Source organism: Streptomyces sp. GbtcB6 (assembly GCF_019091475.1).
Taxonomy (GTDB): domain Bacteria; phylum Actinomycetota; class Actinomycetes; order Streptomycetales; family Streptomycetaceae; genus Streptomyces; species Streptomyces hyaluromycini.
This window is the reverse complement of the sequence record NZ_JAGXJL010000041.1, coordinates 47,989-69,816: the sequence shown is the minus strand read 5'-3', so window position 1 is coordinate 69,816 and position 21,828 is coordinate 47,989. Positions and strand designations below refer to the sequence as shown.

At 71.1% G+C, this 21,828-nt stretch carries 15 protein-coding genes; 12 read left to right on the top strand and 3 right to left on the bottom strand.

Annotation, left to right across the window (positions count from 1 at the left end; all coding sequences use genetic code 11):
* The first annotated feature begins 95 nt into the window (after positions 1–95).
* From KVT45_RS42225 to pstB, 9 genes are all read left to right on the top strand, one after another.
* A complete protein-coding gene (locus KVT45_RS42225; protein WP_217554772.1) occupies positions 96–671 on the top strand; it encodes a hypothetical protein in 576 nt (191 codons plus the stop codon).
* 171 nt (positions 672–842) lie between these two features.
* Positions 843–1,505, top strand: coding sequence for a hypothetical protein (locus tag KVT45_RS42220; RefSeq protein WP_254648139.1), 663 nt, complete (start codon positions 843–845; stop codon positions 1,503–1,505).
* A 307-nt stretch (positions 1,506–1,812) separates the two neighbouring features.
* Positions 1,813–2,787: a phosphate ABC transporter permease subunit PstC gene (gene pstC / locus KVT45_RS42215; protein WP_308311028.1), complete on the top strand. Its 975-nt coding sequence runs from the start codon at positions 1,813–1,815 to the stop codon at positions 2,785–2,787.
* 2 nt (positions 2,788–2,789) lie between these two features.
* The gene (gene pstA / locus KVT45_RS42210; RefSeq protein ID WP_217554768.1) at positions 2,790–4,262 is read left to right on the top strand and encodes a phosphate ABC transporter permease PstA; all 1,473 of its coding nucleotides are present in this window, start codon (positions 2,790–2,792) and stop codon (positions 4,260–4,262) included.
* On the top strand, positions 4,262–5,953 hold the full coding sequence (locus KVT45_RS42205) for a substrate-binding domain-containing protein (protein ID WP_217554767.1): 1,692 nt from the start codon (positions 4,262–4,264) through the stop codon (positions 5,951–5,953). The genes pstA and KVT45_RS42205 overlap by 1 nt, the downstream gene beginning before the upstream one ends.
* The gene (locus KVT45_RS42200) at positions 5,950–8,562 is read left to right on the top strand and encodes a hypothetical protein (protein WP_217554766.1); all 2,613 of its coding nucleotides are present in this window, start codon (positions 5,950–5,952) and stop codon (positions 8,560–8,562) included. The genes KVT45_RS42205 and KVT45_RS42200 overlap by 4 nt, the downstream gene beginning before the upstream one ends.
* A 172-nt stretch (positions 8,563–8,734) precedes the next feature.
* On the top strand, positions 8,735–10,732 hold the full coding sequence (locus tag KVT45_RS42195) for an Ig-like domain repeat protein (protein WP_217554765.1): 1,998 nt from the start codon (positions 8,735–8,737) through the stop codon (positions 10,730–10,732).
* A 77-nt stretch (positions 10,733–10,809) separates the two neighbouring features.
* Positions 10,810–11,724, top strand: a complete 915-nt coding sequence (locus tag KVT45_RS42190) for a sortase (protein ID WP_217554764.1) — start codon at positions 10,810–10,812, stop codon at positions 11,722–11,724.
* A 125-nt stretch (positions 11,725–11,849) separates the two neighbouring features.
* Complete coding sequence (gene pstB, locus KVT45_RS42185) at positions 11,850–12,641, top strand: phosphate ABC transporter ATP-binding protein PstB (RefSeq protein WP_217554786.1); 792 nt, start codon at positions 11,850–11,852, stop codon at positions 12,639–12,641.
* A gap of 15 nt (positions 12,642–12,656) precedes the next feature.
* Here pstB and KVT45_RS42180 read toward each other — a convergent pair whose 3' ends face one another.
* Entirely contained in the window at positions 12,657–13,487 is an 831-nt protein-coding gene (locus KVT45_RS42180) for a M55 family metallopeptidase (protein WP_217554763.1), read from the bottom strand.
* Positions 13,488–13,564: 77 nt separating this feature from the next.
* On the opposite strand from KVT45_RS42180, the gene KVT45_RS42175 reads away from it, so the two are divergent.
* Together KVT45_RS42175 and KVT45_RS42170 are read left to right on the top strand one after the other, a co-directional pair.
* Positions 13,565–13,846, top strand: a complete 282-nt coding sequence (locus KVT45_RS42175) for a hypothetical protein (RefSeq protein ID WP_217554762.1) — start codon at positions 13,565–13,567, stop codon at positions 13,844–13,846.
* A gap of 131 nt (positions 13,847–13,977) precedes the next feature.
* The gene (locus KVT45_RS42170; protein WP_217554761.1) at positions 13,978–15,768 is read left to right on the top strand and encodes a phosphatidylglycerol lysyltransferase domain-containing protein; all 1,791 of its coding nucleotides are present in this window, start codon (positions 13,978–13,980) and stop codon (positions 15,766–15,768) included.
* Here the strand turns inward: KVT45_RS42170 and KVT45_RS42165 are convergent.
* Positions 15,746–20,089, bottom strand: coding sequence for a hypothetical protein (locus tag KVT45_RS42165; RefSeq protein WP_217554759.1), 4,344 nt, complete (start codon positions 20,087–20,089; stop codon positions 15,746–15,748). The genes KVT45_RS42170 and KVT45_RS42165 overlap by 23 nt on opposite strands.
* 263 nt (positions 20,090–20,352) lie before the next feature.
* On the opposite strand from KVT45_RS42165, the gene KVT45_RS42160 reads away from it, so the two are divergent.
* Positions 20,353–20,523: a hypothetical protein gene (locus KVT45_RS42160; RefSeq protein WP_217554757.1), complete on the top strand. Its 171-nt coding sequence runs from the start codon at positions 20,353–20,355 to the stop codon at positions 20,521–20,523.
* A 20-nt stretch (positions 20,524–20,543) separates the two neighbouring features.
* Here the strand turns inward: KVT45_RS42160 and KVT45_RS42155 are convergent, their stop codons facing one another.
* Positions 20,544–21,812: an ArgE/DapE family deacylase gene (locus KVT45_RS42155; RefSeq protein WP_217554756.1), complete on the bottom strand. Its 1,269-nt coding sequence runs from the start codon at positions 21,810–21,812 to the stop codon at positions 20,544–20,546.
* Positions 21,813–21,828: the final 16 nt, after the last annotated feature.

Here is a 21,828-nt window from a genome sequence, read left to right as displayed (position 1 = left end):
TATACCCGGCCTGCCCCGGCCCGGCATCGGGGCTCGTGCAGAATCGGCGCGATCACCAACAGTTGATCGGCACAGTTCGCAAAGGCGGGGGATTCATGTTCGGAAAGCGGCTCATAGTGAGCGGAGCCATCGCGATTCTGATCGGCGCGCTCGGTGCGTGCTCCGGGGGCGGGAACGGGAACGGGGCCGACAACGGCGTCACCTACGGACAGGACGACACGGGCACCGGGACGAGCACCGGGACCGGGACCGGCTCCGCCTCGGACGGCTCCTCCTCCGCTCAGGACGACACCGTCCACGGGCTGAAGGACACCGTCCGGCACGTCACGGCGAAGACCGTCCGGGCCACCCGGCCCCGCCTGGTCAGGAAGTGCTCCACCGCGACGCACCGGGTCCGGCACACCTCCAGCAGCGGCACCGGCAGCAGACGCACGACCCGTACCTGGTACACGACCGAGCGGTACCGGTCCTGCACCAAGGTCCGCAACGGCATCGAGACCTACCGGAAGACCGTCCGCACCGAGAAGTGGTGTGTGGAACTGGACGACGTGAACGGCGACAAGCGGCGGGACGACGTCTGGTACCAGGTCAACCGCTCGGTCTACGGCGACGCCCGGACCGCGGACGACCGCGCCCGGCTGGAGTTCTCCCCGGTCACGGAAGGCTGCTGAGCCGCCCGTCCCCGCGTCACAGTTCTGTGCCGGGCCAAGGTGATCCTTGTTCGCCTTCGTTCAGCCGTGCTTAAGGTGATCAACGCGGCCTGCGGATCCTGAACACCTCCGCCGCCGTACAGGGGACGCAGAGATCACGGGGGCTTTTTCATCATGGGGGAACGATCCGTCATGCCCCGGCGCCTGCCGGCGCGGCCCGTCGCCGCGCTGCTGGCCGCCGTCGGGGTCGTCGCCGGGGTACTGGTCGGCAGGCCGGGGCTGGAGTCGGTGGCGGGGTGCGGGATTTCGGGGGACCTGTATCCGTCGCAGACCGCGAAGGACTGGGTGTCGTACGCCGATCACGTGGTCGTCGCCAGTCCGACCGGGGAGCGGGAGACGAACCGGCGGACCTACCCCAAGGGGGCCGTGGCGTACGCGATGGACCGGCTGGTGAGCTTCCGGACCGACAGCAGGCTGTGGTCGCGCAGTTCGCCCCGGCACGCCCTGGGCGCCGGCTTCGACATGGTCGCCCCGGGTTGGGAGGTCTACCGGTCCAGCGGCACCCGCGTCGCCGAGATGGCCACCGACGCGCCCCGTCTCCAGGTCGGCCACACCTATCTGCTCGCCCTGCGCTGGCACGAGGGCGGCTGGACGGTCCTCGGCGAGGGCGGGGCCGTGCCCTTCGACGACCGCATCGCCGACCAGGGCGAGTGGTGCGGACGCGTGCTGAGCAAGGAGGACGTCGCCGAGGGCGAACGCTTCTCCCGGCACGACGACCACAGCCTGGAGAAGGCGCTGCTGGGGCAGGGCGAGCAGGCCGTCAAGAACGCCCTGGACCGCGCGGGCCGCGGCTGAACCTCGCCCTCGGCCCGCTCGCCCGACCGAACTCGCCCTGCCCGCACGGCCTCTGAGCAGTGCGGGCGCCTCGTGGAACTCGTCCCGCCCGACCCTCCAGTACACAGGCACCCACATCTCCCCCACCGAAATGGCATGAACAGTTCACCTGCTCTCCATGTTCGACGCGTTGGTGCGCAAGGAACCGGCCATTGACTCTCGGGCGCGGCATCCCGATTCGGAGCCGTGTGGGGAGAATCGCTTCGTATAGGGGGGCACAGTGGTGTCCGCGCTCAAGGGTTCCGCCGGGGCGGAATCCGAAAGACCCGTGCCCAGGCGGCCGTCGCCCGCTCGTGGGCTCGGGGACCGGATCTTCCGGGTCCAGTTGACGGCCTCCGGGGTCATCGTCCTCGCCATTATGGCCGCCGTAGGGCTGTTCCTGCTGCTCCGGGCCGGACAGGCGCTGCGGACCAGAGGGGTCTGGGACTTCCTCACCACTGCCCAATGGCAGCCGGACGTCCACCGCTTCGGCATCGCGGCCGTCCTCACCGGCACCCTGCTCATCGCCGCCGTGGCCGTCACGATCAGCGTGCCGCTGGCCCTCGGGACCGCCCTGTTCATCTCGGACGTCGCGCCCCGCCCGCTGCGCCGCACGCTCGTCTCCATGGTCGACCTGATGGCCGCCGTGCCGTCCGTGGTCTACGGCCTGTGGGGGCTCTTCTTCCTCCAGCAGCACGTCATCGGGCTGTCCCGGTGGCTGTCGGACTGGTTCGGATGGATCCCGTTCCTGCACGTCGACGGTACGCAGCCGGGTGAACCGCTGGCCTCCCAGAGCGTCTACACCGCCTCCACCTTCGTCGCCGGCATCGTCGTGGCGCTGATGGTCGCGCCGATCCAGTGCTCGGTGATGCGCGAGGTGTTCGCGCAGGCGCCGGCCGGTGAACGGGAGGGTGCCTACGCGCTCGGCGCCACCCGCTGGGGCATGATCCGCGCGGTCGTGCTGCCGTACGGCATGGGCGGGATCATCGGCGGCACCATGCTGGGCCTGGGCCGGGCGCTCGGCGAGACCATCGCGGTCTACCTGATCATCTCCCCGGTCTTCACCATCCAGCCGCACATCCTGCAGACCGGCTCGAACTCCGTCTCCTCCCTCATCGCCCTGCACTACGGCGATGCCTCCACCTTCGGCATGTCGGCGCTGATGGCCGCGGGCCTGGCGCTGTTCCTGCTCACCCTGGCGGTCAACTTCACCGCCTCCTCGATCGTGGCGCGGTCACGGTCCGGCGCACAGAGCGAGGCGTGACGATGACCGTCGTAGACCTTGAGAAGGGCGCTGCCCAGGACGTCCCGCAGGACGCCCCCGAGGGCGCTGCCGCGGACACCGCCGTCGCCGCCGTCGCCGCGCTCCCCGACGTGCCGCGCCACATCGGCGGGGTCACCCGCTCCGGTGTGCTGTCGGTGTTCGGCGCCGCCGCCTCCGGGCTGTGCGTCACCGTCCTGCTCTTCGGTGAACTCGCGCCGTTCTCCGGCGCAATGGGGTTCTTCGTCACCGCATACCTCTCTTTCCTAGGTATCTACGCGGTGTTGACAGGGCTTGAGGAGGACGGGCAGGCGGTACGGGACCGGGTGATGACCGTCGTGCTGTGGACGGCGGGCGGGCTGATGTTCACCGCGCTCACCATGGTCGTCGGCTTCACCGCGTGGCGCGGCCGGGAGGCCCTGCCGCACGCCAACTTCTTCACCCAGGACATGCAGGCGGCGGGCCCGCTCGACCCGCTGACCCACGGCGGCATCGCGCACGCCATGCTCGGCACGCTCATCATGATCGCCATCGCGCTGGCGATCACGGTCCCGCTGGGCCTGGCCTGCGCGGTGTACCTGAACCAGATCCCGGGCCGCTTCTCCCGCTTCGTCCGCACGATCGTCGAGGCGATGACCGCGCTGCCGTCGATCGTGGCCGGCCTCATGGTGTACGCCGTCTGGATCCTCAACCTCGGCATGCAGAAGTCGGGTCTGGCGGCGGGCTTCGCGATCAGCGTGATGATGCTCCCGATCGTGATCCGCGCGGCGGACGTCGTCCTGCGCCTGGTGCCCGGCACCCTCACGGAGGCGTCCGAGGCCCTCGGTGCCCCGCGCTGGCGGACGGTGTGGCACGTGGTGCTGCCGACCGCCCGCTCGGGCCTGGCCACCGCCGTCATCCTCGGCACCGCCCGCGGCATCGGCGAGACCTCCCCGGTCCTGCTCACGGCGGGCTTCACGGCGGCGCTCAACGGCGACCCGACGAGCGGCCCGATGGTCTCCCTCCCGCTGGCCGTCTTCAACTTCGTCAAGTCCCCCGAGCCCACGATGATCGCGCGCGGCTTCGGCGCGGCGGCGGTCCTGATGGCGCTGGTCCTGGTCCTCTTCGTCATCGCCCGGGTGATCGGCGGCCGCGGCCCCGGCCACCAGAACAAGCGCCAGGCGAGGCGAGCGGCGCGGGCGTCCCGCCGGGACGCGACAAGGTTCACCGAACTCCACGCGCCGGGACTGGAGTTGTTCGAGACCGGTCCTTCTGAAACCGACGACCACAGCGAGCGCCCCGAAAGGGGCGCGGGGAACGGCGCGCCCAGCCCCCACACACCCGCACCCGACAACGGCGAGCAAGCCCCCGAAGCCAACACACCCGCACCCGCACCCGACAACGGCGAAGGCACCCCGCAGGGGCCCGCACCCGACGACGAAACCCGCACGGGTGGTGCGGGTGGGAACGCTGACCCCGCTACAGGAGACAGTCACTGATGTCCAGCCAAGTCATCAACGCCCTCCGACGGCTGGGCATCCTGGCCGCACTGATAGGCATCCTCGGCACCATCGCCGGCACCCCGGCCGTCGCCGACAGCTACACCCCCATCGCCGGCGCCGGCTCCACCTGGGCCGAGAACGCCGTCGACGAATGGCGTCGCGCCGTCAACCAGTACGGCATGCGCATCAGCTACGCCGGCACCGGCTCCTCCGACGGCCGCCGCCAGTTCCTCTCCGGCACCGTCGACTTCGCCGTCTCCGACATCCCGTTCCAGACGAACCCCACCGACGGCAGCGCGGCGGAGCGCCCGGCCTCCGGGTCGTACGCCTACATGCCGATCGTGGCCGGCGGCACGGTGTTCATGTACCACCTCACCGTCAACGGCAAGAAGGTCACCAACCTCCGCCTCTCCGGCGACGTGGTCACCAAGATCTTCACCGGGGTCGTCAAGACCTGGGACGACCCGGTCATCAAGGCCGACAATCCGGGGCTGCAACTCCCCCACCGCACCATCGTCCCCGTCGTCCGCTCCGACGGCTCCGGCTCCACCGCCCAGTTCACGATGTGGATGGCGAACCAGCACAAGTCGCTGTGGAACGCCTACTGCGCCAAGGTCGGCCGCTCGGGGGCGTGCGGGCAGACGTCGTACTACCCGACCGTCTCCGGCATGATCGCCCAGTCCGGTGACCTCGGCGTCGCCGGTTACGTCGCCCAGAACTACGGCGAGGGCGCGATCGGGTACGTCAACTACTCGTACGCCATCAACGCCCGGTACCCCGTCGCGAAGGTCCTGAACCACGCGGGCTACTACACCGAGCCGACCCCGTCGAACGTGGCGGTCTCGCTCCTCAAGGCCAAAATCAACACCAACAAGAACTCGGCGGACTACCTCACCCAGCAGCTCGACGGCGTCTACAACGACACCGACAGGCGCAACTACCCGCTGTCCAGCTACTCGTACATGATCCTGCCCCTGAAGGTGCAGGGCACCTTCACCAAGGACAAGGGCAAGACGCTCGGCGCCTTCTCCTACTACTTCATGTGCCAGGGCCAGCAACAGGCGCCGAAACTCGGCTACTCACCGCTGCCGATCAACCTCGTCAAGGCCGGTTTCGACCAGATCCGCCGGATCCCGGGCGTGCAGACGCAGAACATCAACATCAAGAACTGCAACAACCCGACCTTCACCGCCAGCGGCCAGAACAGGCTGGCCCAGACCGCGCCCTACCCCGCGGCCTGTGACAAGAAGGGCGCCGCGCCCTGCACCACGGGCACCGGCGGCACCAAGACCAGCTCCGGCAGCAACGGCGGCGGCACCTCCGGCGGCAGCGGCGGCACCGGCGGCGCGACCGGCACCGGCACCGGCGCCAGCAGCGGCGGCTCCTCCGGAGGATCCAGCGCCCAGCCCTCCGTGGACCCCGACACCGGCCAGACCATCTCCCCGGACGGCACCGGCTCCGGTGGCACCGGAACCGGCACAGGTGCGGCCGCAGGTGGCACCGTCGCCCTCGCCCAGCCGGTCGCAGTGGCCACCGCGCACGGCTGGACCGGAACCCAGACGCTGATGCTGCTGGCCGCGGTCCTGGTCTTCGGCCTGCTCCTGCTGCCCTCGCTGGTCTCCCGGCTGGTGGGCAACAAGGGCGACGGCAAGGGCAACGGCCCCTCGGACGACGGGAGTACCCGATGAGACGACGGATCAGAAGCGCCCTCGTCCGGCTCCTCGCCGGCGCCACCGTCGGCGCCCTCGCCGGTCTCGCCGTGGCTCAGGCGGCCCCGTTCGCCACCGCGGCGAGCAGTGCCGGATCCGCCGTGACGGTGTCCGGGCGCGGTGAGTTCAAGGACATGAAGTTCACGGTCAGCCAGACCACGCACCTCACCAGCCAGGCCATCTCGGTGAGCTGGACCGGCGGAACGCCGACCACGTTCGCGGGCTCGCAGTTCAACACCGACTTCGTGCAGATCATGCAGTGCTGGGGCGACGCCGACGGCACGGTCCCGTCCAACCCCGGCCCGTCGCGCACCCAGTGCCAGTTCGGCGCCTCCCCCACCACCGACCGCGGCGGCTGGCCGGGCAACGGGACGGACGACACCCGGCAGATCTTCTACAGCGCCGACCCCACCAACTACGGCCAGGACGACCGGTACGGCGCCGCCAACCCGAACGCCCCCGGCGAGGTCCCCTTCAAGTCGGTGGACGGCACCACGATCACCAGGAACACCCAGAACAACCCACTCTTCAACTACAACACCACCAACGAGGTCGACTTCGCCCGCACCAGCGCCGACGGCAAGGGCCAGGAGTACTTCGAGGTCCAGACCGCCAACGAGGCCCCGCACCTCGGCTGCGGCGTACCCGTCACCACCGACGGGGTCACCAAGCCCCGCTCCTGCTGGCTGGTGATCGTCCCGCAGGGCCGTCTCGACCTGGACGGCAAGCCCTACGCGGACCAGAGCCACGTCAACGCGGGCTCCCCGGTCTCCTCGACCAACTGGAAGAACCGCGTCGCCGTCAAGCTGGACTTCAACAGCGTGGGCACCAACTGCGCCCTCGGCTCCGACGAACGCCCGACCACGGGCAGCGAGCTGGTGGCCGACGCGATGACCAGCTGGCAGGCCACGCTGTGCTCGGAGGGCAAGGTCTACAGCTACACGGAGTACGGCGAGCCCAACACCCGGGCCCGGCTCATCTCGGACGGCTCCACAGGCCTCGCCTTCACCACCCGCAAACTCGGCGTCGACCAGGGCACCACCGCACCATCGGGTACGACGACCTACGCACCCGTCGCGCTGAGCGGGGCCGTCATCGGGTTCACGATCGAACGCAGACCCAAGTCCACGGCGCCGGACAGCGTCCAGAGACTCGCGGGCACCAAGGTCGAGTCGATCAAGCTCAATCCCCGACTGCTCGCCAAGCTGCTGACCGAGTCGTACCGCAACTCGACCTGGGGTTCGGTGCTCAACAGCGGCGTGGCCAAGGGCTACGGCTGGGCGAAGAACAACCCGGCGGGTCTCGCGTCCGACCCCGAGTTCATCGCGCTGAACCCCGAGTTCGCCAATCTCTCGGTCGCCGAGACGCCGGCCACCGACACCGACCTGATGACCTCGCTGGGCCACACCGACACCGCCCGCGCGCTCTGGCAGTGGATCGTCGCCGACAAGGACGCCCGGCAGTTCCTCGCCGGTGTTCCCGACGACGACGGGATGCGGGTCAACCCGTACTACAGCACCAACGCGGACCTGAACCCCTCCGGCGCCGCCTTCGACCCGGCGAACACCGACGAGTACCCGAAGAACGACCCCTGGTGCACGGTCCCGCCCAACTCGGGTGCGCCCGACGACAAGACGCAGTGCATGACCGACTTCCACCCCTACGTGGACGACATGCACGCCGGCGCCCTGCACACCCGGCGCGCGGACACGCTCTGGAAGTCCAGCTGGGACCCGCTGGCCAGCCCGCCGGCGTACAAGAGCGTGGGTCCGCAGACGGTCGGCTCGCGCTTCGTGATCACGGTGACCGACGCGGCCTCCGCCGCCCGCTACGGGCTGCAGACCGCCGAACTGGAGAACAGCGCGGGCAAGTTCGTCGCCCCGACCGCGGCGAGCCTGGCCGCGGCCGCCGCGACCGCCTCCGGCTCCGGAGTCGCCGAGATCACCCCGGCGAACGCCACGGCGAAGGACGCCTACCCGCTGGCCCAGCTGGTCTACGCGGCGGTACGCCCCGGCAAGGTGACCAAGGCGGCCCGCCAGGACTACGCGGCCCTGCTGCGCTACGCGGCGGCCGCCGGCCAGACCTCCGGATCCGACCCGGGCAAGCTGCCCGTCGGCTACGCCCCGCTCTCCGAGAAGCTGCGCGCACAGGCCGTCAAGGCGGCCGACGCGCTGCTCCACTACACGGGCCCGAGCCCCGCCGACGACGGTTCGGCCGACGGCGGCGGCACGGACACCTCCGGTGGGGGCGTGCCCGGCTCCGCCGGTGACACCGGAGGCACGGGCGCCGTCGGCGGCACGGGCACCGGGGCCGGCGGCGCCGGTGGCAGCGCCTCGCCGAGTGCGTCAGCGTCGTTCGACGGCGGCAAGGCGCTGGAGACGACCGCGGCAGGCAACACGCCGGCCGACCCGGCGAACCCGCTGCGGTACGCCGTTCCGGCGGGGGCCGCGCTCGGGGCGGTCGCCGGAGTGGGCGCACCCTTTGCCGGTGGCCGGCAGCTGTCGCTTGCTTCCGTGACGGCGGCAGTACGCCGGCTGCGGGTGCGTCGTGGCTGGTCGCGCCCACGCGGCGGAGCCGCAAATGGGTAAGGCCCCGCGCCCCTAAAGGGGCGCCACACCTGGGGCGTTACAAGCCCCACGGAGCCCAAGTGCTCCCCGCAGACGGCCGTCCGCCCCGAAAGGCAGTCGGGGCGGACGGCCCGTACCACCCTGCCAGATCCCTCTGGCAACAACCCAGCTAGCACTTGTCAGGAGACTCTCGATGCGCAGAATGCGCTCCTCGGCGGCGTTCGTCGCCGCGGCCGTGGTGGCCGGCGGTCTGGCCCTCGCCACCCCGGCGCTCGCCGACCCCACCCCCGCGGGCACCTTCCGCCAGCTGGTCGGCGTGGGCTCGGACACCACCCAGGACGTGGTCAACGCCCTGGCCGGCGACACCGTCAACGGCACCAGCTACTCCACGACCGCCGTGAAGTCGGCGGACGGCGCCGGTATCGCCTCGTACGACGCGATCGAGCCCGGCACCGGCTCCACCACGTCCACCATCGTCACCCGCTCCGGCGGTACGGCGTTCACCCGCCCGAACGGCTCCGGCAGCGGCCAGAAGGCGCTGTCCGCGTCGCTGACCGGCGACAAGTTCCCGGCCGGTACCGGTACCGTCATCAAGGGCCAGGTCGACTTCGCCCGCTCCTCCGGCGGCCCGTCCGCCACCGGTTTCGCGCTCACCTACATCCCGATGGCGCGGGACGCGGTCGGTGTCGCGGTCAAGGGCTCGGCCCTGGACTCGTTGACCAAGCAGCAGCTGTTCGAGATCTACTCCGGTTCGCTCACCGAGCTGAACGGCCAGACCCTGCACCCGAAGATCCCGCAGGACGGCTCCGGCACGCGCAAGTTCTTCCTCGCGGCGATCGGCATGTCCAGCACGCCGCTCGGGGCGAACGTCCAGGTCGTCCAGGAGAACCAGGCCAACGCGGCCCTGACCGAGGACGGCGCACTCGTCCCGTTCTCCGTCGGTTCCTGGATCGCCCAGAACAACGGCGTCTCCCCCGACTACAGCAAGGCCGCGGCCGCCGCCGGCGGTCACCTGGCCTCCGTCACGCTGCCCGGCGACGCCGGTCCCACCAGCCCGGTCACCACGGTGAACGGCAAGCTGGCCCCGGTCCAGGCCTACTACGAGAACTCGACGTTCGGCCGTGACGTCTACAACGTCGTGCCGAGCCGGGCGATCGACCCGACCAGCATATTCTTCGACAAGGACCTGTACGACGTCTTCGTCACCAGCGGCAGCCACACCGCCGAGCTGGCGTCGGACAGCGCCGAGAAGGTCATCTCGTCCTTCGGCTTCGTCAACGAGCCTTACAACGGCTCCGTCAACCTGCAGGCCAAGCACGCCCTGCCGGGTGGCCTGGAGGGCCTCTCCTCCGCCAACACGGTGCCGGCGGCGCCCACCCTGAAGACCACCGTGGGCGACGCGAGCCTGAAGCTGTCCTGGACCGCTCCGGCCGCCACCCCGCTGCCGCTGACCGACTACCGGGTGACGCTGACCGACGCGGACGGCGCGGTCGTCGCCGCCAAGGACGTCCCGGCCACCACCACGACGTACTCCTTCCCCGGTCTCGCCACCGGCACCTACACCGCCACGGTCACCGGCTTCAACATCGTCGGCGCCGGAACGGACGCCACCTGGACCGGCGCCGTCAAGTACGCCAGCACCACCAAGGCCACCACCGCCACCACCGCGTACGGCAAGACCCCGAAGGTCTCCGTCACGGTCACCGACACGCACAGCGTGAAGCCGACCGGCAAGGTCACCGTCAAGGACGGCACCACCGTCCTCGGCACCGGCACCCTGGACTCGTCCGGCAAGGTCACCATCGGCCTGTCGAACCACCTCAAGGTCGCCACGCACTCCCTGTCGGTCTCCTACGCGGGCAGCACCAGCCTGAACGCGTCCTCGACGACCGTCTCCCTGAAGATCACCAAGGCGACGGCGTCGGTCTCCGCCTCCGCCCCGACCTCGGTCAGCCACACCGCCAAGGCCAAGGTCACCGTCAAGGTCACCGCGACCGGCACCACCCCGACCGGCACCGTCCGCATCTACCAGGGCACCAAGGTCATCGCGACCGGCACCCTGAGCGGCGGCAAGGTCATCGTCACCCTGCCGAAGCTGGCCAAGGGCAAGCACACCCTGCACGCCTTCTACGTCGGCTCCTCGACCGTGAACTCGAAGACCGGCGCCAACTTCACCATCACCTCCAAGTGACCGTCTGACGGGCCCGCCGGGAGCCTCGTACGGCTCCCGGCGGCCCCTCACTCATTCTTCGAAGGAGGCGGGCCGCCATGACCGTCGCCGTACCGACACCGAAAACCCTGGCTCCGGCCGTGCCGCGCAGGCCCGTCCGCAGCCTCACCTTCGTCCGCCACCTCTCGCGCGGCGGACTGCTCAGCCTCGCCGCCCTGCTGCTCGGCATCACCGCCCAGCTGCTGGTGTTCAGCGGCGCCCAGGAACACTCGGCCCAGCACGCCGACTTCGACCAGCTGCGCGAGCAACTCGCCCTGGGCACCGCCCCGGTGGCCCAGACCGACCAGGACGGCAAGCTGCTGGCACCCGGCACGCCGGTCGCGCTCGTCGACATACCGAAGCTGGGCCTGAGCCAGGTCGTCCTGGAGGGCACCGACTCCTCCGTCATGACCGACGGCCCCGGGCACCGCCGGGACACCCCGATGCCCGGCCAGGCCGGCACCAGCGTGCTGATGGGCCGGGCGGGGGCGTACGGCGGCCCGTTCGGCAAGCTCTCCCGGCTCGCCACCGGCGACACGTTCAGCGTGACCACCGGCCAGGGCAAGGCGAAGTTCCAGGTCATCGACGTACGGCGGGCCGGCGACCCGGCACCGACGGCGCTGGCCTCGGGCAAGAGCCGGCTGGTCCTCATCACCGCCACCGGTCCCAAGTTCATGCCCTCCGGGATCCTGCGCGTCGACGCCGACCTGGTCTCCGACACGTTCCAGACCCCGTCCGCCGTGATCCGGGCCGGCACCCTGCCGACCTCGGAGGAGCCGCTGGCCCGCCCCTCCGGGGTGCCGTGGCCGCTGGTGATGTGGCTGCAGGCGCTGCTCCTCACCGCCGTGGCCGCCGTCTGGACCTGGCACCGCTGGGGCCGCCACCAGACGTGGATCGTCTTCGCCCCGGTCGTCGCGGTGCTCGGCCTCCAGGTCGCGACGCGGACCACCGAACTGCTGCCGAACCTGCTGTGACCGAGGTGAGTGAAGTGTCTGAGACAACCGAAGCAACCGAAGTAGCCGAAGTAGCCGCAACGACCGAGACTGCCGAGACTGCCGTGACCGCCGAGCTGACCGACACCGCCGTACTCCCCGCCGCCGTGGTGGACGGGCCCGCCCCCGCCACCCTCGACGCCCGCGCCGTCTCCGCCTGGTTCGGCTCCCACCAGGTGCTCAGCCAGGTGTCGCTGACCATGCCCGCGGGCGAGGTGACCGCGCTGATCGGCCCGTCCGGCTGCGGCAAGTCGACGTTCCTGCGCACCCTCAACCGGATGCACGAGCTGATCCCCTCCGCGCAGTTCGGCGGTGAGGTGCTCTTCGAGGGCGAGGACATCTACGACCCGTCCTGGCGGCTGACCGACGCCCGCCGCAGGATCGGCATGGTCTTCCAGAAGCCGAACCCGTTCCCGGCGATGTCGATCTACGACAACGTGGTGGCGGGCCTGAAGCTGACCGGCACGAAGGTGAACCGCCGGGAGAAGGACGTCCTGGTCGAGGAGTCCCTGACCCGCGCCGGCCTGTGGAAGGAGGTCCGCGACCGCCTCCGCCAGCCCGGCGGCGCGCTCTCCGGCGGCCAGCAGCAGCGCCTGTGCATCGCGCGGGCCCTCGCGGTCCGCCCCCGGGTCCTCCTCATGGACGAGCCGTGCTCGGCGCTGGACCCCACCTCCACCCGCCGCGTCGAGGAGACCATCCAGGACCTGGCCGGCCAGGTGACCATCGTGATCGTCACACACAACATGCAGCAGGCGGCCCGCGTCTCCCAGCAGTGCGCGTTCTTCCTGGCCGAGCAGGGCACCCCGGGAGGCATCGTCGAGCACGGCGCCACGGAGGACGTCTTCAACTCCCCGCAGGACCAGCGCACGGCCGACTACGTGGCGGGCCGGTTCGGCTGAGCCCGGGTCATGGCCTCAGCAGTACGGCGGCTGGTTGGTGAGCGAGGAGGCGACCCGCATCCAGACGCCGAACTGGCGGTAGAGGGCGGGCAGCGGACCACGGGCCTGGACGGTACGGCTGTCGACGGCCGTCACGCCGGGGATGCCGAGGAGGACGGCGGGGACGGAGGCGGACTGCCAGCGCACGGCGAGGACCGACTCGCCCCCGGGCGCGGCGGGCCGCTTCGGCGCGGGCGCCAGAGCCGCTGTCACCGCCTCCTCGATCGCCCCGCGGGCCTCCTCGGCCGGACGCAGCTCGGCGGCGAACCGGTCCCGGGCGTACTTCACGGGCACGGTGACGACCGATTCGTCCCAGGCCGTCATCTCGGCGCACGCCGCGTCGTCACCCGTGAGGGCCACGACCGGGACGCCGAGGGCCGCGGCGGTGGCGTGCGCGAGCCCGATCTCCCCGGCGGGACTCCCGTCCAGCCAGATGTCCTCGATCTCGTGGCCCATAAAACTGTGACTGAGGACACCGAGGGCCCCGGCCCGGGAGTGGTAGCCGACACAGATCGCCGCGTCGTGCTCCGCCGTGAGGCCCTCCAGCATGAGCATCTTCTTCGGCTTGCCGCGCACCAGGCGGGCGGCGGGGTGCAGGTGTTCGGGGAGCAGGTTCCGCATCGGCCCGTGGGCGTCGTTGACGAGCACCTCGGTCGCGCCGGCCGCCACCGCCCCGCGTATCGCCGCGTTCACGTCCTCGGCCATCATCGACCGGCCGCGCTCGTAGTCCCGGCCGCCGGGCTGCACATCGTCCCGGTCGACGAGCCCGGTGATGCCTTCCATGTCCACGCTGATGTAAATACGCACGTCCTGAGGCTATCCGGACCCTACGTATTGTAGGTTCCCCATCGGCCACGGCGGCTCGTCAGCTCACGGGGGTACTCATGCAGGGCACGGACACACAGGAGGCGCGGCGCGGCCTCGCCCCCACGGTGGCGGTGCTGGTGGCGAGCCTGCTGGTCGCCGCGGTGGGCGTGTACGAGCTGTCCGGCTTCGGCCTGCACAGCCTCGACCGGCGCCCGCACCTGTTCAGCGACGGGCTGGCGACCGGCGGGGTGATCGTCGCCGCGGTGGCCGCCGGGGCGGCGATCGGCAACCTGGCGTGGATGCTGGCGGCCCGGCGGCGGGCGGAGCGGGAGCGGGCGCAGGCTCCCGCAGGTCCGTAAGAGGCCGGACGCCCTTTCACACCGTTTTCCGTACCGAGGCTGATCCCACCCTCGTCTCCCACAGTTACCTTACAGACTGTAGGGTCAGCCCTCCGTCAACCCGCTCCCCGTCCCCAAGGTGACCGGTCCCCATGCCCGCACAGCTGTCGACCCTGATCCCGACCCGCGTCTCCGCCGCCCTCCGCGCCCCCTCCGGCGGCGCGCTGCGCAGGCGGGCCGCCGACTTCACCGTCTGGTACCTGCGCGTGATCGCCGTACTGAACATACTGGCGGTGGTCTCGCTCCCCTTCCGCCAGGAGGTCGACGAGCACAACAACGGCCGGCTCACCCTCCACCTGCACCGGCAGCACGCGCACCACTCCGGCCAGTTCTTCACCCCGTACCTGGCCACGGCGGGCCTGGTCTCGGCCGCCCTCGCCATCTTCTTCGTCCTGGTGATGCGCCGCCGCAAGCGCGCGGCCTGGGTGGTCAACCTGCTCCTGTCCGCCCCGCTCTTCGCCCTCTACGTCCTCGCGCTCACCCAGCACGAGTACCGCGCCCACGTCTTCAACTGGGTCTCCGCCGCCGTCACCGGCCTCTTCCTGGCCGCGCTGCTGATCAGCCGCCGGGAGTTCAACGCGGTCGGTGACCCGTCGAACCCGAAGACGGCGCTGGCGGTGGGGGCCGGCGGCATCCTGGTGACCGGCGGCCTGGGCACGCTCCTCGTCCACGCCACGAACAAGATCCCGGGCGCCACCCTCCCCGACGAGATCGCCTACAGCCTCCTGCGGGGCGTCAGCGTCGGCCCGCTCGCCGACCACGTCACCGCGGTCCACGCCCCCCGCTGGACCGACATCGTCATCAACGTCCTGCTCGCGGCCGCCTTCTGCCTGGTCCTGTACGCCGGCTTCCGCTCCCCGCGCGGCCGGCGCCTGCTCAGCCCCGAGGACGAGTCCCGGCTGCGCGGCCTGCTGGACAAGCAGGGCGCCCGCGACTCCCTCGGCTACTTCGCCCTGCGCCGCGACAAGATGGCGATCTTCTCGCCCACCGGCAAGGCGGCGGTCACCTACCGCGTCGTCGGCGGCGTCAGCCTCGCCTCGGGCGACCCGATCGGCGACCCGGAGGCCTGGCCCGGCGCGATCGACGCGTGGCTGACGGAGGCGCGGCGCCACGCGTGGACGCCGGCCGTCATGGGCGCGAGCGAGGAGGCGGGCACCGTCTATGCCCGCCATGGCCTGGACGCCCTGGAACTGGGCGACGAGGCGATCGTCGACATCGCCGACTTCACCCTGGAGGGGCGGGCGATGCGCGTCGTCCGCCAGGCCCACAACCGGGTCCGCCGAGCCGGTTACACGGTCCGCATCCGCCGCCACGAGGACATTCCGGCCGCCGAGATGGCGACCCTGATCGAACGGGCCGACAGCTGGCGCGACGGCGCCACCGAACGCGGCTTCTCCATGGCTCTCGGCCGCCTCGGCGACCCGGCCGACGGCCGCTGCGTGATGCTGGAGTGCCGGGACGCGAACGGCACCCCCCGCGCCCTCCTCAGCTTCGTCCCCTGGGGCGAGCAGGGCCTCTCCCTGGACCTGATGCGCCGCGACCGCGACTCCGAGAACGGCCTGATGGAGTTCATGGTCGTAGAACTCCTCCTCGGGGCGGCGGAGCTGAAGGTCGACCGCGTCTCCCTGAACTTCGCGATGTTCCGCTCGGTCTTCGAACGCGGCTCCCGCCTCGGCGCGGGCCCGGTCCTGCGCCTCTGGCACACGACCCTGACGTTCTTCTCCCGCTGGTGGCAGATCGAGTCCCTGTACCGGGCGAACGCCAAGTACCGCCCCGTGTGGGAGCCCCGCTACATCCTCTTCACGAAGAGCAGCGACCTCCCCCGCATCGGCCTGGCGAGCGCCCGGGCGGAGGGCTTCCTCACGGTTCCGTGGGGGTCATGACGAGACCGGGGATCTTGGGAAGGGCGGCTCGGACGGCCTCGACCACCCGGGGGAGGTCGACGCCGAGGCGGGTGAGGCGGGGGAGGAGTTCGGGGAGCGGGAGGGGAGCAAGGCGGGCGATGTGAAGGAAGTCGTAGATCGGGTGACGCAGGGTCAAGGGAAGGCGGTCCGCATACCCTCCGTCCCCGTGATCGTCGAGGCACAGGCTGCGATCGGTCTCGTCCAGGTCGTCGACGCCGAGGGCGGGCATGCGGAACCCGAACGCGGTCAGGCGCTCCACCACCTCCTCCTGCTCCATCACCAGTCGGGGGCCCACGGAGACCAGGTGGTACACCGGCACCGGTTCGTCCCAGTCGAGCGCCGACTCTCTCTCTTCCAGGTGGTCCAGGGTGACGAGATCGATGTCGTGCCTGCTCGCCTTCGCCGGTGGCGCTGTCAGCGGTGTCCCGAGACCGTAGCGAGCAAGGCGATCGACAACGAATCCGGGTGACTTCCACGCATGATGGGCGGCATGGATCACCGCATGCACGAGATCCTTCGGGTCCTTCCTGGGTTCGTCGCCCTCTTCCAGGTAGTACCTCACCCGGCCAAGCAGCATCGCGTCATCGGGCTCCGCCCGCTCGGGCAACTCCGTGTCCGGTGTCACCAACCCGTAGGCACGCACACGCGCTGCCACGAGCGCCGGGGGCAGCCCCAAGTCCTTGGCGGCCTCCAGCAAGAAGTCGAGAGGGATTTCGTCGTCCGCCCGTGCCAGCCATCTGAGCCCGAGAGCGTCGGCACTGAGGATGCCGGCGTCCGCCGGAAGGACCTGCTCGGGCAGGTCGGGAACGGTCAGGCCCCGTTCCGACACCTGGCGCGCGATGTCGTGGAGAGCGGCAGCCGAGGCGACCGCGGCACGAGCCAGGAGGTCCACCGGCACCGGCCCTGTCACCTCAAGACGCCTCAAGTCGGTGGATCCCCATCCCCACGCCGCGCCCTGCCGTAACAGTTCCCCGGCCGTCTGCTCGTCCAACGAGCCCAGTTCCGGCCGGAATCCATAGGCACGCAGGGTGTCGACCAGTTCCACGAAGGACCGGCCGGTCTTGGCCATGGCGGCCAGCACGTGTCCGGCCGTGACCGGTTCGGAGAGGTCCAGCCAGGGGGCTGTGGAGTCCAGGTCCGAACTGAGCAGAACCACCACCCAGTCCTCCGGGGTCTCTGTCGGCATGCTCCCCTCTGGAACGGAGAAGCCACAGGCTCGCATCCGGGCAAGAGCCTCATCGACACCGATGTTCAGCACCAGGTGTGCCTTGAGGAGGTGCCCCGGCGGTACGGGCGTGCCGGTGCTGCACCATTCGCGCCCCGAGTCGTCGTCGTACATCCCCACAAAGCGGGTATCGACCAGTGCCGCTCCGAACGAGTCGACGCACACGTCGTCGACGGGCGGTCCCGATCGCCCCAGACCGAGGAGTTCCATGCGGGAGACGGCATCCCGGTACGGCATCCCGCAGGCTTCGGCCACGGAGAGGGCGTGCCCCGGACACTCCAGTACGTCGGAGAAGTCGTAGGACTCGCGCCAGCCCCGAGAGCCCCACCCCATGGACTGGTCGGTGCGCAGCAGCACGTCCGACGGCCGGGCGACAAGGACTTCCCGGACTCGGGAGAGCTCCGGAACCAGTTCGGTCAGGGCGGCCAGTTCGGCGTTGGGCCGATGAGCGAGAAGACGCCACAGCAGGGTCACGTCGTCCGGGGTGCCGTCGGGCCGGACCGCGCTGGTGCCCGCAGCGTATGTGAAGTCCCGGCCCGCCCAATGGACGATGTCGGCGTCGGGCGGGAAGAAACCCGCCGTGTCCATCGGCGCGGCCTGGCCGTTCAGCTTGAGTACGAACCCGGCTTCCCCCGCCGCCTCCGTCACCAGGTCCGCGAGCCTTGGGCTCAGCCCGGAGACATCGGCCAGCCACTCCGTCGTGAGCAGCGGGGGATCGGCGGCCAGCAGCGTCGGCAGCGCGTCCCGGATGAGCCGCTCCACGTGCTCGTCCACATCGGCGTCCAGGATCTCCGTGCGGTCCACGGACAGGTCCTTCGGCCGAGTCGCCCCGGTCAGGTTCACCACCGCGCCGCGCAGACGGCGCGTCTGCTGCGGATCGGCCAGCATGCCCCGCCGTACCCGGGGCTCGATGAAGATGCCGTCGGCCAGGATGCCGCCCCCGTGTTCGCTCCACACCACCTGGCCGTCGACCCCCTGGCCGGCCTCCGGCCGGCTGACGGTGTGTCCGTGGGCCACGAAACCGGCCGGTCCCCCGACGGGCGCCTCCCGTTCCCGCAGCCTGCCCGGCTCCCAGACGGCCTCCTGGTTCCCGTGCCTGGCATGTGTCAGGAACTCCGCGATGCCCAGCAGCCTGCGCAACTCCCGCACACAGGAGGGAGATCTGTCCCCTTCCCGGAGATAGAGACGGACCGTGGTCCCGATGGGCTCGTCCGCGTCGGTACGACTGACCCTGAAGTAGTGTCCCGGCCCCGTGATGAGCACGGTGAGCTGCTCGGTCCCGCCGCTCGCGGGACGGGTCGTGACGCGGATCTCGTCGGCCAGCATGAAGTAGCTGAGCACACCGATTCCGAACCTGCTGTTGGGGCGGACGGCGACGCCGTTCTTCCGCCAGCGTCGGGACTCCTCCTGGAAGCGGGCGTGGTCGGTGAATCGCACCCCGGCCCGGGAGAAGACCTCGGCGAGCACGGTCTCGTCCATACCGATGCCGTTGTCCCGGCACTCCAGGTAGTACCGCTTCTCCTTCTCGTCGTAGTCCTGTTCGAACTCGATCCGGCCTTCGAAGCTGTCCCGGCCATCTCTGGCGTGCTCCCACGCCCTCCGGTACCGGCAGGCGTCCAAGGCGTTCTGGTACAGCTCACGGATGGCGAGGCTGCGGTCGCGATAGAGGTTCTCGCCCATGAGGAGCTCCTGGATGCGCTCCTCGTCCAGCCGGAACCGGATCACCTCGCCGGCCTGCCGGGACCCGCCCGTGTCGTCCGCCTCCTGCACCTCGTCGGCATGGGCGTACACGGGCAGTGCGCCGATCTCCTCCGTGGGCCGGACACGGCGGGCGTCCCGCAGCAGGGCGTCCACATGCTGTGTGTGCGCCACGAGCGCGGCCACGACGGCGGGGTGGTCGCACGTCGCCTGGAGGCCGAGGGTGTCCCCGGCCGGAACCCAGCGGGCGCCGTTCAGCGTGTTCCGGAGGGGTCCGACCGCCACCGGATCAGGGATGCCCATGTGTTCGACGACGGCCGGAGGCAGGTCGGTCGCCTCCAAGGCCATGGCGTGGGCGATCGCGAACAGCGGTCCGACCAGATGTTCCCTGACCGGCTGCCAGTCCCCGTCCCCCAGTTCGACCGAGAACGGCTCGGGCTTCAGCAGCCCGGCGCACCCCCTCCCGTACAGCTTGCGGGGCGGCACATGGGCGCAGGCGAGCAGCCGGGTCAGCAACTGCCGGTCGAGGAGCGTGCCGAGGCCGGCGCCGGCCGGCCGCAGATCGGCCAGCAGCCGGCCGATCGAACCCGACTCCTGTTTGGTCCACTGGTGGAAGAGCCACCACCCGATCTCCGGACGGCCGTCGTCACGGTCGGGCAGTTCGTCACCACGCAGGGCCTGACGGACGAGCCGCTTGTGGCTGCGCAGCAGGACGTTGTACTTCTCCCGGTCCGGTCCGCCCGTCGCCTGGTCGTCCAGGTCCGTCGGATCGATGTGTGCCAGGTCCGCGACGATGTACGCGCCGTGCGCCTGGAACAGGAAGGGCAGCAGCGCGATCAGGGTGGCCTCGGCGGAAGTCAGGGTCGCTCGCCCCAGGCGACCGTGCAGCTCATGCAGCAGCAGGCCAGTGCGCCTTCTCGTGCGGTGCGCCAGTTCCGGGTCGTTCCAGGGGTCCGGGTCCAGTACTCCGCGCCGCTCGTCGTACAGCTCCACGAGCCGTCGTACGACGTCCAGCGCCTGTTCCCGCAGCGCCCCGGCCTGCTCCTGCCCTGCAGGCTCGACGAGTTGCCAGGCCTTCGAGCCGGTCACCGCGTCCGACCACTCCTGGTGGAGGGCCGGTCGGACATGCGGCCGGGGGGCCGGTTTCTCCGACCGGTCGGTGCGGGCCCTGCGGGCAGCATCCGCGAGTCGGTCCCACTGCTCCCGCGTGAGGCGGGGGACGGGCTCCCGGTTCCGGGTCTGCGCGAGTTCCGTCAACGCACCCAGGAAGGCATGCAGTTTGGCGGTGTCGCGAGGAACGGCCTTGCACAGCCGCCAGCCGTCGATCGTGTTCGGGTGGACGGTCAGCTTGTACTTCCGTGCGAGCTCCGTGCTCAACACGGCCGTTTTGGGATCTCCGGCCGCCACGATCAGCCTCTTCAGCTGCTCCTCGTACCTCACCCGGCCCGTCCCCCTCTGCGCCCACGTGCCCCCACGTCGGCCCGAGTCGTGCGAGTCGTACGACTCGGGAAGTCGCAGATTACCGTTTTAACCTGCAGCTTCGCCGGGATTCGGGTAAATCGTCCCCGGCCTGCGCCGGTTCACCCGAGGCACAGTCGTCGGCGTCTTCCACACCGCCCCGAACCTCCGAAGGACTCCTGATGGCTCCCCTTCCGCTCACCGCCGCCTCCGCTGTTCTGACGCTGCTCGTCCTTGCCTGCGCGGCCGTGCTGATCACCCGAACCGCTCTCGGCGGGACCGAGTCGAAGGACAGGGCGCGGATCCTCACCGCCGTCGCCGAGGTCATCCGGGCGCTGCGCGGCAAGCGGTAGGGAACCGCCGTGCGCACCCGCTACCCGACCCCCACCGTCCGCAGCACCGTCACCACCAGCGTCCGGGCCACCGCCACCACCTCCGGCACCGACACCCGCTCCTGCGCGCTGTGCGCCACCCGGACGTCCCCCGGCCCGTACTGGAGCGTCGGGATCCCGGCCCCGGCGTACAGCCGCAGATCGCTGCCGTAGGGCGCCCCGCGCTCCCGGGGCCGGGACGCCCAGCCGTTGGCGTCCGTGCACGCGTCCCGCACCACCGTCGCCAGCGGATGCCCCTCCTTCAGGCGCCCGCTCGCGAACTGCCCGCCCGGCCAGGTCACCGTCGCCGGGTGCTCCCGCAGCCACGGGTCGGCCGCGCACACCTGCGCCACGCACCGCTCCAGCTCGGCCCGCGCGTCCGCCGGTTCCTCGCCCAGCCGGACCCCCAGCCGGCCCTCGGCGGTCAGCAGGTCCGGCACGCTGCTCGCCCAGTCGCCGGCCTGCAGGGTGCCGACCGAGAGGGCGTAGGGGATCGGGTACTCGGCCATCAGGGGCGACGGGGCGCGGTTGCGGGCCCGCTCCAGGTCGGCCAGCGCCCGGTGGATCGCGAGGTATCCGTCGATCGCGCTCACCCCGGCGTCCCGCGAACTGGCGTGCGCCGCCTTGCCCGGCACGGAGAGCCGGAACGTCAGCGCGCCCGCGTTCGCCGTGATCAGCGTCCCCGCCGTCGGCTCGGTGATCACGCAGGCGTCGCCGTCGTACCCCCTGCGCAGGGTCCCGAACGCCCCCAGCCCTCCGTCCTCCTCGCCCACCACGAAATGCACCGCCACCCGCCCCCGCAGCCGCACCCCGGCCGCCCGGATCGCGGCCAGCGCGGCGAGGTGCGCCACCAGCCCGGCTTTCATGTCACAGGCCCCGCGCCCGTGCACGACATCGCCCGTCACCCGCGGCACGAACGGATCGCCCTGCCAGGCGGCCGGGTCCCCCGGCGGTACGACGTCCACGTGTCCCTGGAGGATCAGCGTCGGCCCGTCGCCGTCCCCGGGCGTCCGCCCGACCAGCCCCCACGCCTCGTCGCGCGCCACCTCCATGCCCGGGAACCCCGGGTCGGCGAGCAGCGCCGGCAGGTCCATGGACCACAGGTCGACATCGAGCCCGAGGCGTTCCAGCCGGCCGGCCAGCAGATGCTGGAGCTCGGACTCGGCCGGGCTCCCGGTCACGCTCGGCACCGCCATCAGCTCCAGCAGGCTCCGGCCGACGGCCGCCTCGTCGACGCAGCCGACGGCCGCGGCCTCCTGATCGGTCAGCATGGCTTCCATCCTCCCC